The 15622-nt window shown below is 71.6% G+C and carries 11 protein-coding genes; 5 read left to right on the plus strand and 6 right to left on the minus strand.

What is annotated here, in order from left to right; genetic code table 11:
* Positions 1 to 173 precede the first annotated feature (173 nt).
* The 4 genes from CA12_RS06690 to CA12_RS06705 all read left to right on the plus strand — a co-directional run bounded on the left by CA12_RS06690 (position 174) and on the right by CA12_RS06705 (position 8820).
* Positions 174 to 1691 (plus strand): COG1361 family protein, encoded by a 1518-nt coding sequence (locus CA12_RS06690; RefSeq protein WP_145358083.1) that lies wholly within the window; start codon positions 174 to 176, stop codon positions 1689 to 1691.
* Between the two features lie 200 nt (positions 1692 to 1891).
* A complete protein-coding gene (locus CA12_RS06695) occupies positions 1892 to 3091 on the plus strand; it encodes a lipid-A-disaccharide synthase (RefSeq protein ID WP_145358084.1) in 1200 nt (399 codons plus the stop codon).
* A gap of 109 nt (positions 3092 to 3200) precedes the next feature.
* The gene (locus CA12_RS06700) at positions 3201 to 7664 is read left to right on the plus strand and encodes a hypothetical protein (protein ID WP_145358085.1); all 4464 of its coding nucleotides are present in this window, start codon (positions 3201 to 3203) and stop codon (positions 7662 to 7664) included.
* A gap of 358 nt (positions 7665 to 8022) precedes the next feature.
* Entirely contained in the window at positions 8023 to 8820 is a 798-nt protein-coding gene (locus tag CA12_RS06705; RefSeq protein WP_242688145.1) for an SDR family oxidoreductase, read from the plus strand.
* 92 nt (positions 8821 to 8912) lie between these two features.
* Here the strand turns inward: CA12_RS06705 and CA12_RS06710 are convergent, their stop codons facing one another.
* From CA12_RS06710 to CA12_RS06730, 5 genes are all read right to left on the minus strand, one after another.
* Entirely contained in the window at positions 8913 to 9221 is a 309-nt protein-coding gene (locus tag CA12_RS06710) for a hypothetical protein (protein WP_145358087.1), read from the minus strand.
* On the minus strand, positions 9157 to 9786 hold the full coding sequence (locus CA12_RS06715; protein WP_145358088.1) for a zeta toxin family protein: 630 nt from the start codon (positions 9784 to 9786) through the stop codon (positions 9157 to 9159). Before CA12_RS06715 ends, CA12_RS06710 begins: the two co-directional genes overlap by 65 nt.
* A gap of 22 nt (positions 9787 to 9808) precedes the next feature.
* Positions 9809 to 10600, minus strand: coding sequence for an SDR family NAD(P)-dependent oxidoreductase (locus tag CA12_RS06720; RefSeq protein WP_145358089.1), 792 nt, complete (start codon positions 10598 to 10600; stop codon positions 9809 to 9811).
* A 114-nt stretch (positions 10601 to 10714) separates the two neighbouring features.
* Positions 10715 to 12904, minus strand: a complete 2190-nt coding sequence (locus CA12_RS06725; RefSeq protein ID WP_145358090.1) for a redoxin domain-containing protein — start codon at positions 12902 to 12904, stop codon at positions 10715 to 10717.
* 108 nt (positions 12905 to 13012) lie between these two features.
* The gene (locus tag CA12_RS06730) at positions 13013 to 13279 is read right to left on the minus strand and encodes an indolepyruvate ferredoxin oxidoreductase subunit alpha (protein WP_145358091.1); all 267 of its coding nucleotides are present in this window, start codon (positions 13277 to 13279) and stop codon (positions 13013 to 13015) included.
* A gap of 104 nt (positions 13280 to 13383) precedes the next feature.
* Here CA12_RS06730 and CA12_RS06735 point away from each other — a divergent pair, with 104 nt between their 5' ends.
* Entirely contained in the window at positions 13384 to 14793 is a 1410-nt protein-coding gene (locus CA12_RS06735; RefSeq protein WP_145358092.1) for a protein kinase domain-containing protein, read from the plus strand.
* A 38-nt stretch (positions 14794 to 14831) separates the two neighbouring features.
* On the opposite strand, the gene CA12_RS06740 is transcribed toward CA12_RS06735, so the two are convergent.
* Positions 14832 to 15587 (minus strand): basic secretory protein-like protein, encoded by a 756-nt coding sequence (locus CA12_RS06740; protein WP_165700597.1) that lies wholly within the window; start codon positions 15585 to 15587, stop codon positions 14832 to 14834.
* Between the last annotated feature and the right edge of the window lie 35 nt (positions 15588 to 15622).

Genomic DNA, 15622 nt, shown 5'->3' on the forward strand with positions numbered 1-15622 from the left:
AAATCCTTGCGGGGAAAGCCCGGGAGGGGGTGGGCGAGCCCCGCACCGGGGAACAGGGCTTCCCATGGTTCGGTTGTAGCGGCCGCGCTTTAGGGTTGTTTCTCGCCGGGATTGACCCGGCTCCGGGACCGGCCCGGCGTTCATGTTCGAAACAATCCGAAGGGGAATCCTCTATGAATCTTACCTCCCTCCGCACCGCCGCCGTTGCGGCCGGCGCGGCCCTGCTGACCGGCGGGGCGCTCAGCCTCACGCAGGACGCGGCCGTCGCCGTCCCGCAAGCCGCGGACAGCGGTCTGACCCTGGCCGGCCCCACCGGCGAAGACACGATTGAAATCACCCGCCGCGGCCCCAGCCAGATCCGGGCCGGCGAGGAGTTCACCTACGATCTGGTGCTCCGGAACATCTCGGACGAGCCGATCCGCGGCATCCGCGTGACGGAGACGACCCAGGGCGTCGAACTGCGCGGCGCCAACGACAAAGCCGCCCAGGTGGAGGGCAATCGCCTGAGCTTCAACGCCGGACAGCTCGCCGCCGGCGACTCCCGCACGCTGAAGGTCACCGCCCGCGCGTCTGAAACCGGCGAGGCCCGCAGCTGCATCGTGGTCGACTACGACCCGGCGCTGTGCACCGTGTACAAGGTCACCAAGCCGGACCTGAAGCTGGTCTGGACGCTGTACGCCGACCGCGACGTCGAAGCCCAGTGCGACGTGGCCGGGGTGTACTCCTGCGACGACGTGTTCATCGAATACAAAGTCACGAACGACGGCACCGGCGAGACCGAGCCGATCGTGCTGACCCACAACCTGCCCGAAGGCCTGACGTACACCGGTAAGCAGACGGTGAAAGCGACCGTCGATCCGCTCGGCGCCGGCGAAACCAAGGCGTTCAGGGTGCCGCTGGAACTGACCGACGACGCCGCGGGCCGGCAGCTGGACCTCTCCGCCGAAGCCAAGGCCGGCGGCATCACCGCCAGCACGGACGCGCAGACCGTCAGCATTCTGGAACCGAGCCTGGACGTGCGGGTCGACGGCCCGGCCGAGCAGTACCTCGGCCGCGACGCCACCGCCCGGGTGACCGTTACTAACAACTCCGACGCCCCGGCGTTGAACACGATGGTGGCCATCACCGCCCCCGAAGGTGCCCGCGACGTCCGCTTCGACACCCGCGACTTCGACGGCGAAACGCTGAACGTCGGCTGCCTGATGCCGGGCGAGAGCCGCACCTACAACGCGACCTACCGCGTTGAAGAAGCCGGCGAGTTCGACATGGCCGCCGCCGCCAGCGCCTACTGCGTCGAGGCCGTGGAGAAGACGCTGACGACGACCTACAAGGGCATCTCCGCCATCCTGATCGAGACCGTCGATAAGGTGGACCCGGTCGCGGTCGGCGAGAACACGACCTACGAGGTCTACGTCAAGAACCAGGGCAGCGCCCCGGACCTGAACGTCAACCTGACCGGCACCCTGCCGGACGGCCTGACCTTCGTTTCCGCCACCGGCGACAGCGACGTGAAGGCGGACGGCAAGAACCTGACCTTCGGCCAGATCGACGAACTCGCCCCGGGCGAAGTCGTCAGCTGGAACGTCACCGTCAAGGCGGACAAGGCCGCCAAGGTGCAGTTCAAGCTGAACCTCAAGTCCGACGCCAACCCGGAGCCGATCCGCGAAGAAGAGCCCACCACGCTCTACTGAGCCGACGGAACCTCTGATCGGTCGCGACTGACTGATCGCCGAGAACGCGGCCCGCGGGGACCTCCCCGCGGGCCGTTTTTGCATGCGCCCCCCGCTCAAACCGGGGGGAGCTGGGAGGGGACGTGGGTCGCCTCGGTCTTGACGCGTCGCGCGCCGCGGACCGACAACATGCGGTCCCGCACTTCCGCGATCCCGCACCGATGCACCTCTTCCTGTCCGCCGGCGAGCCCAGCGGCGATCAGCACGCCGCCCACCTGCTGACGGAACTTCGTCGCCGCGACCCCGCCCTGAAGGCCGTGGGCTACGGCGGGCCGGACCTCGCCGCCGCCGGGCAGGAGCAGCACTTTCGCCTCACCGACCTCGCCGTGATGGGCGTGACGGCGGTGCTGCCGCACCTCAAACAGTTCTTTGCCCTGCGGGACCGGGCCGCCGCCTATTTCCGCGAGCAGCGGCCGGACGCCCTGCTGCTGGTCGACTTCCCCGGCTTCCACTGGCACCTCGCCAAGGCGGCGAAGAAGGCCGGCGTGCCGGTGATTTATTATCTGCCCCCGCAGATGTGGGCCTGGGCGCCGTGGCGGGTGCGGAAGATCCGCAAGCACGTCGATCATCTGCTGTGCGCGTTGCCGTTCGAGCCGCAATGGTTCGCGGACCGCGGCGTGAGCGCGGAGACCGGCATCCCCTGCGAGGACGTCGGCCACCCGTTCTTCGACGAAGCCGCGGAGAAGCGGTTGGATCAGGCCTTCCTGAACGAACGCCGCGGCGCCCGCACCGTCGGCGTGCTGCCGGGCTCGCGGGATCGGGAGGTGGAGTCGAACGGACCGATCCTCGCCGCCGCCGTCCGCCAACTGGCGGCGCTGCACCCGGACGTGACGTTCCGCGTCGCCGCCTATAAGCCCGCCCACGCGGCCCGCTGCGGGGGGGTGTTCGCCGGCGTCCCCAACGTGGAGGTCTGCACCGAACGCACCAGCGAGATCATCGAACTGGCCGAGTGCTGCCTGTTCGTCAGCGGGTCGGTCAGCCTCGAATTGTTCGCCCGCCGCACGCCGGGGGTGATGGTTTATCAAGCGTCCCGGTTGAAATACTGGGTGTTCGAAAAACTGATCGTCAGCGATTCGGTCACGCTGCCGAACCTGTTCGCCGGGGAGATGCTCTATCCGGAGTTCTTCCCGCCCCGCGCGGACAGCCGTGAGGTGACGGAGATCGTCCGCACCCTGGACAGCTGGCTCAGCGCTCCGGCCAGCTTGGCGGCGGTGCAGGCCAGGGTCGACGCGGCCGCGGCCCGCACGGTGAAGACCGGGGCCGCCGCCGCCGCCGCCGACGCCGTGCTGCGGGCGCTGCCGGCCCCGGCCGGGGCCGGCGCGTCCCCGGTCGTCGTGCCGTTCCAGCGTCAGGCGGCCTGAGCCCCGAGTGCTGCCCTCGGGCATGGCGGGCCGTTGGTGGCTCGCCTTCGGGGGACGCCGTAGGCTCGGCGGGACTTGATCTGTCCTCGCCCAGCGCCGGTCGCGTCCCGTGTCGAACCTGTTCCTGTCGAAGTCGCTAGTCCCGTGGCTGATCGGCGCCGGCCTCGCCGCGATCGCGGCCCCGACGGGCGCCGCGGAGCCGCCGGTGCCGGCGGCGTTCGTCACCCCGATCACCCGGGACGCCCTCGACGCGGCCGCCTTCGCCCAGTGGGTCGACGGCGACGAGACGCCGCTCGCCCCCGGCGAGGGGCAGAACGGTCCTGCCGACGTCGTCTGGACTCGTGACGGCCAGCCGCACTGGCGCGGCGTGACGTTCGGCGGCCAACTCACCCCGGGGTCGCGGCACCTGCGGATCGGCCTGAACGAACCCGTCGCCGTGGGTGCCGTGCTGGCCCGCGGCGGGGGCCGCCTCAGCGTGCTGAAGGCCGACGCCCCCTACCCCGGCGACCTGTCCGACGACGCCCAGTGGGTCCCCGCCGAACGCCTGATCCCCGGGGACGGCGGGTCCGGCGGGTCCGGCGAGGGGGCGGCGGTCACGGCGGGAACCGCGGAGGCGACGCGGGACGCCTTCGCCTGGTGGGTCCTGCCCCCCGGCACGACGACCCGGGCGCTGCGGTTCACGCGCGTCGCCAGCCCGATCGAAACCGACCCCGCCGGCTGGCTGGGCGGGGCCTGCGTCCTGTCCGAACGGGTGACGAACCTCGCCCCGCAGGCCACGGCCACCGCGGACGGCCGCCCGGAGGCCGCCGGGTTGGTCCTCGACGGCCAGCACAACGACTGGCGGGCCTGGTCCAACGCGGAACTGAATAACAACGCCGACCCCGTCGTCAGCGCCGACCGTCCGGAGACCCTCACCGCGGCCTGGTCCCGACCGGTGCAATTGAACGGCGTGGCCCTGCTGTGGTCCGGCTTCGGGGCCGTGACGGTGGAGGCCTTCGCCGGCGGCCCGCACGACCCGGTCGACGGCGCCGCCGACGCCCTCTGGCGTCCTGTGGCCAGCGCCGACGACGTCGACGCCTTCTACCCCAAGCCGCTCGGCCCGAACTGGATCGCCTTCGACGCCCCCGTCGAAACCCGGGCGCTGCGGCTGCGGATCACGGCGCCCTCGACCGGCACGCACGGCCACCTGGACCGGCACATCAACGACGGCCGCCGCGTCTGGCTGGGCGAACTGGCGGCGCTGACGGAGCTGGGCGACGCCCCGCTGTCGTCGGTCCTGCCCCCGCCGGCGGAGGAGAGCCGCCCGCCGATCCCCGTGCGGTTCAGCCTGAAGAAACCCGGCGTCGTCACGCTGGTGATTGAAGACGAAGCCGGCCGACGGGTGCGAAACCTCGTCGCCGAGACCCCCTTCGAGGCCGGCGAGCACACCGTCTGGTGGGACGGCAGCGACGATCTGGCCCGCGACCTCGACGCCCCGGAGCACGGCCTTTATCACATCCCCGTCCGCCCGGTCGCCCCGGGGACGTATACGGTCCGCGGGCTGGTCCGCGATCCGCTGGCGTTGAAGTACGAAATGAGCGTCTACAGCGCCGGCAAACCCCCGTGGCGGACCGCGGACGACACCGGCTACTGGATGACGAACCACACCCCGCCCGGCGCCGCGACCTTCGTGCCCGGCGCCCGCACCGCCGACGGGCAGCCGCTGATCTTCCTGGGGGCCTACGTTTCCGAGGGCGGCCACGGGTTGCAGTGGGTCCGCGAGGACGGCGTGAAGGTCGGCGGGCAGGGCCACGTCGGCGGCAGCTGGGTCGGGGCCCCCACCCTCGCCACCGACCTCGGCCCGAAACACATTCCAGACGACCTGTGTTACGTCGCCTCCATCTGGGAGGGCGTGCTCTCCATCGACGCCAAAACCAAGACGTTCGCCGACCGCAACGTCGTCAAGTTAAAACTCGGCGACGACCCGCTCATTAAAGAGCAGAACGCGAAGGACGCCGCCGTCGAGGAGCTGAAAGGCTTCGACGGCGGCCGGCAGGAGTTCGTCTTAATGGACGTCGCCGCCCGCGACGGCCGGATGGTTCTTTCCTTCCCCCGCCAGAACGAATTGCGGGTCTTCGATTTAAACACGGGAGAACAAACCGGCGCCGTGCCGCTGAAGGCCCCCCGCGGCGTCTGCTTTGACGAACAGGGCCGGCTGCTGGCGCTCGGCGGCGATCGCATGCTGCGGTCCGCCTGGACTGGCGAGGCCGCCGATGTGAAGTGGGAGGACGTGGGCGCGGACGGGCTGGAGGACCCGCGGATGCTCACGACCGACGACGCCGGGCGGATTCTCGTCAGCGACCTCGGCGCCGCCCACCAGGTGAAGGCGTTCGGGCCGAACGGCGCCTTCCTGAAAGCGATCGGCACGCCGGGAGCCCCGGCCGTCGGGCCGTACGATCCGACGCACATGAACCACCCCCACGGCCTCGCCATGGACAGCCGCGGCCGGGTCTGGGTCGCCGAACGCGACTTCCAGCCCAAACGCGTCAGCGTGTGGGAACCCCGCTTCGATCAGCCCGGCGCCGCGGCGCTGGTGCAAGCCTTCTACGGCCCGACCGAATACGGCGGCGGCGGCACGCTCGATCCGCTTGATAAATCCCGGTTCTATTACAAAGGGATGGAGTTCCGCCTCGACTGGGAGACCGGCGAGGATCAATTGGTGCGGGTCTTTAACCGCCCGCCGGAGTGGATGCACTCGCACTACGGCCCGTTCTCGCCGGACACGCCGCTCTACCCGACCGGCGACCCGTCTGAGCGATACTTCACCAGTTGCTACACGACCAGCCCCACCGGCGGCTGGCCGGCGGCGTTCGTCTGGAAGGACGAACCGCAGCAGGTCCGGGCGGTCGGCGGCCTCGGCTCCGCCCAGCACTGGGACCTGTTGAAGACCGAGCCCTTCGCGGCCCGCTGGCCGGAGGGCGTCGATCCGCAGGGGCCCTCTCATCAAAACTCCGCCCTGTTCCGTTGGAGCGACCGCAGCGGCGACGGCGTCCCCCAGCCGGAGGAGGTCGAAATCCGCCCCGGCCAATGCGGCGGCGTGACGATCGCCGACGACCTCGCCGCCGTCTTCGCCCGATTGAACGACCAAGTGGTGAAGGTCCCCGCCCGCCTCGACGCCGCCGGCGTGCCCTCCTGGGACGACGAGCCGATCGTGCTGATCGACGGCGCCCAGGGCCCGGCCTCCAGCGGCGGCGATCAGGCCCTCACCATGCAGGGACGGCCTGGAATCGATGCCTGGACGATCTGCACGAACGCCCCGGCGCCGTTCTCCAACCACGGCCTCGGCGGGGCGAAGGACGGCACGCCAATGTGGAGCTACCCCAGCCTGTGGCCCGGCCTGCACGCCAGCCACGAGGCCGCCGTGCCGGACCGCCCCGGCATGGTGATCGGCCACACCCGCCTGCTGGGCGGCTGGATCGCGCCCCCCACGCCGGAGAAGCCGGACGGCGAGCCGATGTTCGTCGTCAACGGCAATATGGGGAACGCCTACGCCTTCACCGCCGACGGGCTGTTCGTCGGCACGCTGTTCCACGACGTCCGCACCCGCCCGGTGTGGGGCATGCCCAAGGCCGTCCGCGGGATGGACGTCACCGACGTCTCCCTGCACGACGAAAACTTCTGGCCCAGCGTCACCCAGACCGCCGACGGCCACGTCTACCTCGTCGACGGCGCCCGCACGAGTCTGGTGCGAATTGACGGCCTCAATTCGATCCGCCGCCTGCCGGCGACCACGCTGGAGGTCACCCCTGACGACCTGAACGCCGCCCGGGAGTGGTTCGCCGAGAACGAACGCCGCCGGCAGGCCGGGGCGATTCGCACCGTGGCGACGGTGCCGCTCTCCGCCACGCCGCCGCGGGTCGACGGCGACCTGTCCGACTGGCCCGCCGAGACGCGGTGGGCGGTGATCGACCGCCGCGGCACCAAGGCGAACTTCAACAGCAATTCCCGCCCCTACGAGGCCGACGCCGCCGTCCGCCTCGCCGACGGCGCCCTGTTCGCCGCCTACCGCACCGGCGAGAAGGACCTGTTGAAGAACGCCGGCGGCTCGCCGACCTCCCTCTTTAAAACCGGCGGGGCGCTGGACCTGATGCTCGCCGCCGCGAACGAAGACGACCCGACCGCCGACCGCCCCGTGAAACAGGGCGATCTGCGGTTACTCGTCACCCGGGTGGAGGGCGAGACGCGGGCCGTGCTGTACCGCGGCGTGGTGTCCGGCACGACGGAGCCGGTCGGCTTCAGCAGCCCGTGGCGGACGATCACGCTGGACGCGGTGACCGACGTCAGCGACGCGGTGGACCTCGCCGACGACGGGGCCGGCAATTTTGAGGTGCGGGTTCCGCTGGACCTGCTCGGCTGGACCCCGCAGCCCGGCGAGACCTACCGCGGCGACCTCGGCCTGCTCCGCGGCAACGGCCGCGAGACGGTGCAGCGGGTCTACTGGTCGAACAAAGCGACCGCCATCACCAGCGACGTCCCCAGCGAAGCCGAGATGCAGCCCTCCCTGTGGGGGCGTTGGGAAATCACGGCGGAGTGACGCCGGCGCGTTCGTCCCCCCTCTCCCTTGAGGGAGAGGGGCCGGGGGTGAGGGTGACGAGCGGTTCACCCGTTCCCGTTCTCTGCCGTGACAGACCGGCCGGCGGACGAGCGGACGGACAGTGAACGGCATGCGGGAATCACTGCCCCCTCACCCCCGACCCCTCTCCCCCAAAAGGGGGGCGAGGGGAGCCCCGTCGTTGTCGCCCCTACGGATCGCCCCGGTGCCGATCCGGCCGCCCGGCGATAGGGTGCCGGTTCAATCATTCATCCTTCGAGCCGCCCCGATGACCCCGACCGATCAGCCCACCCCGCCGTTCGAACCGCAGCACCAGGAGTGGCCGGGGTTGGATTCGAAAATGTCCCCCCGCCCCCGGCACGCCGGGTCCGCCTATAAACCGGCCGACAAGCTGCTAGGCAAAAAGGCCCTCGTCACCGGCGGGGACAGCGGCATCGGCCGGGCGGTGGTCACGCTGTTCGCCAAGGAGGGGGCCGACGTGGCGATCGTTTATACCCCGCAGGAACAGTCCGACGCCGACGAGGTGAAGGCCGAGGTCGAGGCGATCGGCCGCCAGTGCATCCTCATCCCCGGCGATCTGGCCGAGGAGCCGTTCTGCCGACAGGCCGTGCAGACCGCCGTCGACGGGCTGGGGGGGCTCGATATCCTCGTCAATAACGCCTCCGTGATGTTCATGTCCGACAGCATCGAGGAACTGCCGGACGAACAGTTCGAGCGGGTCTTCAAGGTAAACGTCTTCGGCTACTTCCGCATGATCAAAGCGGCGGCGAAGCACCTGGAAAAGACCGGCGGCTGCGTGATTAACACCGGCTCGATCGCCGGGATGATGCCCTTCGCCAGCGGCCCGGACTACGGCGCCAGCAAGGCCGCCGAGCACAGTCTGACCTGGAGTCTTTCCAAGCAACTCCTGAAGCGGGGCATCCGGGTAAACGCGGTGGCCCCCGGCCCGGTCTGGACCCCTCTGAACGCCCAGGCCCGCCCCGCCGAGGGCATGGCGACCTACGCCAAAGAAAGCCCGATGGGCCGCCCCGCCCAACCGGAGGAACTCGCCCCGGCGTACGTCTACCTCGCCAGCGCCGCCGACAGCGGCTACGTCACCGGCGAAATCGTCAAAGTCTGCGGCGGGGAGGCGGTATAGGCGGAGAAGTTCCAAGACCAAGAAATCAAGAACCAAACTCGGCATTCGCCGATCGCTCGTCTTGGTTCTTGATTTCTTGGTCTTGAAGTTTTCTACCCCACCCGCCGGTGCAGCACGGGCGGCTTTTCGCCGGTTTCGCGGAAGCGTTTCGCCCAGTCCGGCTCCGGCACCTCGTTCCCGTCGGCGTCCTCCCAGACGCAGCGGCCGTCCTTCCAGAACACCAGCGGGATGCCGGTCATGCGGCTCTCCCGCCGGGCGTGCTCCGTCGCGGCGAGGCCGGCCGCGGCGACCTTCGACTGATCCCGCATCACGGCGCCGGCGTCGACCCGGCCGTTCTCAACCGGCCGCGGGCGGCCGTTCGTCGTCCCGCTCAGGGAGGTCGTACCGTTCGCGGAGGGCATACCAGAGATCCGAGCGGAAAAGGGTCGGCGACGCCTCGCCCGACCCGGAGGCCACCGGGTCGAGTGGAACGGCGCCGCTATTATCGTACAGGGTCCAGTCGTCCGCGAGGGGGCGGTACAGCCGGAAAAAGTTCTGGATCGTCGCGTTGTGCCTTCGTCGCAGCGTCTCCGGCGGGATGTCGTGTCCCCCGGCGGCGACCCGCCGCGAGACGCGTTCCATCGAAAACTCCGCGGCCGGCACCGACAGGAAGAACAGCGTGACCTGATATCCGGCCGCTCGCATCCCCTGCAGCCGCTTCGCCAGCGTGCGGCCGGAGAGCGTCGTTTCGACGGCGAAGTCCAGCCGATCGCGGACGTACTCGTCCATCGCCTCCAGCAAAATGCGGCCGGCGGCGAACGCTTCGGCGTCCGGGTCGAAGCCGCTCAGGCCGCGGGCGATGGTGTCGGCGTTGAGGAACCGCGTCAGCCGCAGGGCGTCCGGCAATAAATAGGCCGCCGCCGTGCTCTTGCCGGCCCCGTTCGGGCCGGCGAGCACGACGCACTGCGGGGGGAACTCGTCCGCCATGCCGGCAGGTTAGCGCCGCCGTTCAAAAACAACTCTTCACCACCCCGCCGTCGACCCGCACCGCGGCGCCGGTGGTGGCGCTGGCCAGGGGGCTGGCCAGATACGCCACCAAGGAGGCCACCTCCGCCGGCTCGGCGAAGCGTTTGATGAGGGACGTCGGCCGGTTCTTTTCAAAGAACTCTCTTTCGACCTCCGCCTCGGATTTGTCCTCGCCGTCGCTCAGGGAGGCGACGAAATCCTCCACGCCGCGGGACATCGTCGGACCGGGCAGCACGCTGTTCACGGTGATCCCCGTGCCGGCGACGATCTCCGCCAGGCCGCGGGAGACGGCGAGCTGGGCCGTCTTCGTCATGCCGTAATGAATCATCTCCGCGGGGATTTGGACGCCGCTTTCGCTGGAGATGAAAAGAATGCGGCCCCAGTCGTTCCGCCGCATGCCGGGCAGATACAGCCGGGCCAGCCGCACCCCGCTGAGCACGTTCACCTGAAAGAACCGGGTCCAGTCGTCGTCGGTGATTTTTTCGAAGGGCGTCGCCTCGAAGATGCCGAGGTTATTAATGAGGACGTCGACGGCGGGGTGGGTGTCGAACAGTTCCTCCGCGGCCGCGGCGGTGGAGAGGTCGCCGGCGAACCCGAGGACGGTGCCGCCGGTATGTTCGGTCAGTTCGTCGACGGCGGCGTCCACGGAGTCCTGCGAACGGCCGTTGATGATCGTCGTCGCCCCCTCCCGGGCCAGCCGGGCGGCGATCGCCCGGCCGATCCCGGCGGTGCTGCCGGTGACGAGGGCGGTCTTGTCGGAGAGTTGCAGGTCCATCGGGGATGCGGGGGCGGGAGACGGGGCGGGGACGTCCCATGCTACGGCCCCGGCTCCCCCCGTCCGCCCCCGGGGCCGCCCCCGGCGCAGAGCGGCCCGCCGGGAACGGCCGCGTCAGGGGGCGAGGACGAACTGGCGGACGACCCGCGGCAGGTTGCCGGGGACCTCCTGCTGCGAGGCGAAGACCTGTTGGAACCGGCCCTCCGGGTCGATCAGGATGCGGGTGGGCATCCGCTGCACGCCGTAGGCCCGCTGCACGGCGCCGTCGGCGTCGCGGAGCGTCAGACCGACCGCGGGTTGCTTCGCGAGGACCTCGGCAATGCGGTCCGCGGAGTCCGAGGCGTGATGCACGTTCACGACGGTCAGCCGGTCGGCGAACGCCCGGCCGACGGCCCGCACCTCCGCCTCCGCGGCGTCCCAGCGGTAGGACCCGGTGGCGGTGAAGTTCAGCAGAACCCACTGCCCCCGCAACGCCTCCAGCGTCACCGGGCCGTCCGCCGGCGAGCCGTCCGGGGCGAAGACCTCCGCGGCCGGCAGTTCGGGGACCGGGTCGTCCTGGAAGAAGCGGCCGGAGAAGGCGTGCTGGGACCAGTGGCCGGTGGCGTCGGGCGGCGGCAGGATCGGCTGCGGTTCGAGCCGCAGGGTCGTCGGCTCCGGCGTGGCGCCGGGGACGATCCGGACCTTCGCCGTGCCTTCGAACGGCCTCGTCGGGTCGAACGCGACGATTTCCACGGCGACCGACTCCCCCGGCGGGACGGCCTGTTCCCGCAAGAAGCGGAGCGGCTGCGTTTGCAGGGCGAAGCGGCCCTCGGCGTCGGCAACCGTCGCCGGGGCCGTGAGCAGGCTGGAGCCCGTCGTCCACACGACCGCCCCGGGGACCGGCTCGCCGTCCGGGGTCGTCACCGTGCCCGTCAGCTCCGGGGCCGACGCCAGCGGCACGTCGCCCAGGTCCAGCCCCCCGGGCGGCACGTCCCGCTCCAGCAAAGTGGGGATCAGGGGAGAACGGCCGCGGCCCTCGGCGACCAGCCGCACCCGCCCGACCGGCACGTCCACGGCGAAGTGACCGTCCTCCTCGGCCGTCGCCCGGGAGCGCTCCGCCCGGACCCTCATCCAGCCCGGCCCCGCCGCGCCCACATAGCGCCGCCCGTCGGTCGCGGGGATGTAGGCCTCGACCGTGAAATGATCAGACTGCCCGCCCCGCGGCTCGCCGGTGGCGGGGTCGACCAGCCGGCCAGTCACGGTCCCGCGTCGCAGGGCCTTGACCTGCTTCGCCTCCCGCTCACCGGGGTCCAGGACGGCCGTGACGGACGACGGGGCGAAGATGAGGTCCGGGTGCGTGACGGTCACCTCGACGCCGAAGTCCTCCGGCTCCAACGCCTCGTTCGTGGCGCCCGGCCGCCAGTATTGGACCGGCGTCTCGACCTCCGGCCCGCTCGCCGGGACCTTCAGGACGAGGACGCCCGACCCGTCAGGCTTCAAATTCAGCGAGCGGCGTTCGTCGATCGGCGGATCGACGGTCACCCGGCCGTGGCCGCGGACCTCCACCCGGTAGCCGTCGCGGGGCAGCGGGGCGGCGCCCTCGCCGGGGACGACCCTCACCTCGAACAGCCCGGCCCGCCGCACGACGACGGGGTGCGGGTCGGCCGCCACGTCCGCCGCGGGGACGACGAACGCGTCGCTGATCTGCCGGTGCTGGTCGGGCGGATCGAAGGTCGCCCGGAGTTCCTCGCCGACGGGCAGGTTGGGGGTCGTCAGCCGGCCGTCGGCGTCGGAGGCCGGCCAGTCCGACCCGGCGGCGGCGGCCCACTCCTTCAGGAGGATGAACCGCTCCATGCCCTCCCCGCCCGTCACCGACCGCGGGACGACGCCCGCCACGGGGGCGCCGTCCGCGTCGGTGAAGCGCAGCGCCCGCCGCCCGCTGGGGGCCATGACGAGTTTCGAATCAAACCTCCTCTCGCTTTCGGGCAGCAGAATCACGTGCGCGTTTCCCACGGCCCCGTCTGGCCCCTCCGCGACCAGCCAGACGAGTTGCCTGTGCGGATGCGGCAGCCCGCGGAGGACGTACCGGCCGTCGGCGTCCGTCATCCCGGAGACCGACGGCGGCGGCCCGTCGTTCTGCGCCCAGCCCACGACCGTCACTCGCACCCCGGCGGCCGGCTGCCCGTCGGCGGTGCGGGCCGTGCCGGTGACCGTGAGGACGTCCGCCGCGGCGTCGGCGTCGGGTTGGGCGTCTGGAACGCTCGCGGCGTCGGCCGGCGGGGCGACCGCCAGCAGGGAGGCCCACAGCAACGGCGAGAGGAGCATCCGTGAATCCTTGGGCAGGGTTCGGAGGCGATCGAACGACCGGGCGGGAGCCCGCCGGCATCAATCCTCCCCGATCCGACCCGCCCCCGCCACCCCCCGCCGCGGCACTCACCCGGCCCGCGGTTGAGTCAGCGGCGGGCAGCGGGGGGCGAGTTCGGCGTTCAATTGAACGAACTCCCGCCATTCCGCCGGCACGTCGTCTTCATAAAAGATCGCCTCGACGGGGCACTCCGGCACGCAGGCGCCGCAGTCGATGCACTCGTCCGGGTCGATATACAGCATCTCGGCCCCCTCCCGAAAACAATCGCAGGGGCAGGCAGCCACGCAGGCAGTGTCCTTGCAGCCGTGGCAGGGGGCGGTGACGACGTAGGCCATGGAAAGGCTCCGGGGGTTAGGATGCAGGCGGACCGACGGTCGGCCCGCTGTGCCGATGCCCGCACGGCTCCGCCGGCGGACACGCCCGCCGAAAAATTCCTCACATGCCGCCGGACGCCCCCTCCGCCGACCTGCTCGCCGCCGGGGCGACCGGCGATTCGGCCGCGGCGAACGCCCTGCACGAGCGGCTCGCCGGCCGGGCGACCCGGCTGGCCCGCTCCCGTTTGCCGCGGCGCCTGGCGGGACGGGTTGATGCGGCGGACGTCACCCAATCCGCCTGGAACAGCCTGTTTCTCGGCGCCCGGACCGGGCGGTTGACGCCCCGCGGCCCCGGCGACGCGTGGAGGTTGCTGGCGAAGATCGTCGTCCGCAAGGCCGGCCGACTCGCCCGGCGGCACGGGGCCGCCAAGCGGGACGCCGGGCGGGAGCGAACCCCGGACGCCTTCGACCCGGCGGGCGCGGCCGGCACGGCGTCGGAGCGGCTCGCGGGGCGGGAGGAACTCAGCCGGGCGCTGGCGGAGCTGCCGGCGGCGGCGCGGCCCGCGGCCCGGCTGGTGGCGGAGGGGTGGGAGGCGAACGCCGCCGCGGCCGACGTCGGCCGCACGCCGCGCTCCGTCCGCCGGGACGTGGCGAAGCTGCGGGCCGTCGCCCGCGGCCGGTTCGAGACGTTCTCCCTCCCCCCCGCCGAGCGCTACAGCGATTATTTACTGACCGGCTTCCTCGGCGCCGGGGGGACCGGCAAGGTTTATCGGGCGACGTATCGGCCGACCGGGGAGCAGGTCGCGGTGAAGTATCTGCGAAAGGGACTCAGCGGCGACGTCGCCGCCGTGCGTCGGTTCCGCCGCGGCGCCGCGGCCGCCGCGGCCCTTGCCGACGGCGGGGAGCGCGGCGTCGTGGCGGTGCGGGGCGTGGGCCGCACGCCGGGCCGGGGCTGGTTCGCCGTGCTGGACCTCGTCGGCGGGCCGGACCTGCAAGCGTTGATCGACGCCGGGCCGGTCGAGCCGGCGCTCGCCGCCGGTTGGGCCGCGGCGCTGGGGGAGACGCTGGCCCGGTGCCACGCCGCGGGGGTGATTCACGGCGACGTGAAGCCGGCGAACGTGCTGCTGAGCGACGCGAACCCCGCTGTCGCCGAGCCGCTCCTGACGGACTTCGCCCCGCCGCCGATTGACGAGGCGCCCGCCGCGGCGTTCGGCAGTCCGGCGTACTGCGCTCCGGAGCAGGCCGATCCGCACCGCTGGGGGCCTGTCGGTCCGGCGGCGGATGTGTGGGGGCTGGGGGCGACGCTGTTCGCCCTGCTGACCGGCCGCCCGCCGCGAGTCGGCGCCTCGGCCGCGGTCCTGGCCGGCCGGGCCGCCCGGGGGGAGCCGGTTCCGTCAGTTCTCCACGTCGACCCGCGGGTTCCGGGCGAACTGGCGGCGCTGTGCGCGGCGGCCCTCGCCGTGCGGGCGGTGGACCGGCCGACCGTCGCGGACTTCGCGGCGGCCCTGCGTCGGGCGGCGGCGTCTCCTTCCTGAGTCGCAACCGCCCTGGGGTTCGATCGCCTCGGGGGCGGTCAGCTGTCCTCTTCGCGGGCTTCGGCGGAGAGGGCGGCGACGCATTCGGTCCACAGGTCCGCGACGGGCTTGCCGGCGACTTCCTCGAACAGGCTTTCCTTATATTCGCCCCGGCTGAGGGCGTCGTGGAGCTTGTCCACGGCGCCCGGCGTGCGCTCGTCCAGCCACTCCAGGAAGCGGGCGCTGACGCGGTAGCCGTCGTCGTAATTATTGCGGGAGCTGAGCCGCTCGGGCAGGCGCCAGCCGGGCTGGCGCTCCGGTCCGTAGACCTTGCGGGCGTAGTCGGCGATGCCCTCGACCAGCCAACCGGGTTTGTCGAAGCCGCGGCCGGCCCGGGGGTACTGCTGGACGGCGTGCGTCAGCTCGTGGGTCAGCAGGGCGATATCGTCCGGGTTGCTCCGCAGCCAGGCCGCGCTGACGGTGATCTCGTCGCCCGTGCAATACGCCGGCACGCGGAGCTGCTGTTTAAAAACGATCGTGACGTGCCGGGGCGCCGGCCGGTCCGGGCGTTCGAATCGCTCAATCAACGAGGGGTAACAGCGGAAGAACTCCGTCGTCAGTCGCCCCGCCGCGGGGGCGTCCTCCGGGCCGATTTCGCCCTCGACCGAGACCGACACGGGCTGGGGCGCCGGCTGTTCCTCCGGCACCGCGTCCTGGGCGTCGAGGCGGCCGACGAGCGCCGCCAGCAGCGCGACGGGCAGCATCGCGACGAAGAACGCGGCGGGGCGGACGGGGAACCTCAGGGAGCCACGCATGAATCGTCGCACAGGAGCGGGGGAAGGAGCGGGCG

It is taken from the genome of Alienimonas californiensis (assembly GCF_007743815.1).
In the GTDB taxonomy this organism is placed as follows: Bacteria; Planctomycetota; Planctomycetia; order Planctomycetales; family Planctomycetaceae; genus Alienimonas; species Alienimonas californiensis.

Coding starts and splice junctions, on each gene's coding strand:
- CA12_RS06690 (WP_145358083.1), top strand. CDS start 174: ATGAATCTTACCTCCCTCCGCACCGCCGCCGTTGCGGCCGGCGCGGCC.
- CA12_RS06695 (WP_145358084.1), top strand. CDS start 1,892: ATGCACCTCTTCCTGTCCGCCGGCGAGCCCAGCGGCGATCAGCACGCC.
- CA12_RS06705 (WP_242688145.1), top strand. CDS start 8,023: ATGTCCCCCCGCCCCCGGCACGCCGGGTCCGCCTATAAACCGGCCGAC.
- CA12_RS06710 (WP_145358087.1), bottom strand. CDS start 9,221: ATGCCCTCCGCGAACGGTACGACCTCCCTGAGCGGGACGACGAACGGC.
- CA12_RS06715 (WP_145358088.1), bottom strand. CDS start 9,786: ATGGCGGACGAGTTCCCCCCGCAGTGCGTCGTGCTCGCCGGCCCGAAC.
- CA12_RS06720 (WP_145358089.1), bottom strand. CDS start 10,600: ATGGACCTGCAACTCTCCGACAAGACCGCCCTCGTCACCGGCAGCACC.
- CA12_RS06725 (WP_145358090.1), bottom strand. CDS start 12,904: ATGCTCCTCTCGCCGTTGCTGTGGGCCTCCCTGCTGGCGGTCGCCCCG.
- CA12_RS06730 (WP_145358091.1), bottom strand. CDS start 13,279: ATGGCCTACGTCGTCACCGCCCCCTGCCACGGCTGCAAGGACACTGCC.
- CA12_RS06735 (WP_145358092.1), top strand. CDS start 13,384: ATGCCGCCGGACGCCCCCTCCGCCGACCTGCTCGCCGCCGGGGCGACC.
- CA12_RS06740 (WP_165700597.1), bottom strand. CDS start 15,587: ATGCGTGGCTCCCTGAGGTTCCCCGTCCGCCCCGCCGCGTTCTTCGTC.